Raw genomic sequence first — 1,042 nt, forward strand, 5'->3', positions numbered from 1 at the left:
CAGCGCGCCGCGACCCCCTCGTACGCCCCCGGCGAGGACCCGTACGCGCGCGGTCTGCGGGTGCGCCGTGAGGTGCTGGGGGAGGACGCCGCCCCCGCCCCCGCCGGCGGTGTCGCGGCGGACTTCCACGACCTCGTCACCCGCCACGCCTGGGGCGAGGTGTGGAGCCGGCCCGGCCTCGACCGCCGTACCCGGGCCGTCGTCGCCCTCACCGCGCTCACCACCGGCGGCCACCTCGACGAGCTGCCCGCCCACACCCGCGCCGCCCTGCGGGCCGGCCTCACCCCCGACGAGATCGGCGAGGTGCTGCTCCAGACCGCCCTGTACTGCGGGATGCCGACCGCCGGTGCCGCCTTCCGTGCCGCGTGGGAGATCATCGAGGGGGAGGCCGGTCCCGCGTAGCAGGATGGCCTCCGAGCGTGTACGCCACCATCGACCGGAGGTACTCCGTGCAGTTGACGAAGAAGGGCCACGCCTGCGTTCGGCTGGAGAAGGACGGGCGGACGCTGGTCATCGACCCGGGCGCCTTCAGCGAGGAGGACGCGGCCGTCGGCGCGGACGCCGTCCTCGTCACCCATGAGCACCCCGACCACTTCGACGAGGGCCGGCTGCGCGCCGCCCTGGACGCCAACCCGGCGGCGGAGATCTGGACCCTGCGCAGCGTCGCGGAGCGGATCTCCCCGGCGTTCCCGGGCCGGGTCCACACGGTCGGCCACGGCGACACCTTCGCCGCCGCGGGGTTCGACGTGGAGGTCCACGGCGAGCTGCACGCCGTGATCCACCCCGACATCCCCCGGGTCACCAACATCGGCTTCGTCCTGGACGGCTCGCTGTTCCACCCGGGTGACGCGCTGACGGTGCCGGAGCGGCCGGTGGAGACGCTGATGCTGCCGGTGCACGCGCCGTGGAGCAAGGTCGCGGAGGTCATCGACTACGTCCGCGAGGTGAAGCCGCGGCGCGCGCTCGACGTGCACGACGGGCTGCTCACGGACATCGCCCGGCCCGTGTACGACCGGATGCTCGGCCCCGACGGCCCCGGCGT

At 74.9% G+C, this 1,042-nt stretch carries 2 protein-coding genes; both read left to right on the forward strand.

Annotated features, from left to right (window positions below):
- A partial coding sequence (locus ACSNOD_RS31360) for a carboxymuconolactone decarboxylase family protein (RefSeq protein WP_436770466.1) occupies positions 1-402 on the forward strand: 402 nt, incomplete at its 5' end.
- A 47-nt stretch (positions 403-449) separates the two neighbouring features.
- Positions 450-1,042, forward strand: a 593-nt coding sequence (locus ACSNOD_RS31365; protein ID WP_436770467.1) for an MBL fold metallo-hydrolase, incomplete at its 3' end; no start/stop codon positions are given.

The sequence above is a fragment of the Streptomyces sp. URMC 123 genome (genome assembly GCF_051386515.1).
In the GTDB taxonomy this organism is placed as follows: domain Bacteria; phylum Actinomycetota; class Actinomycetes; order Streptomycetales; family Streptomycetaceae; genus Streptomyces.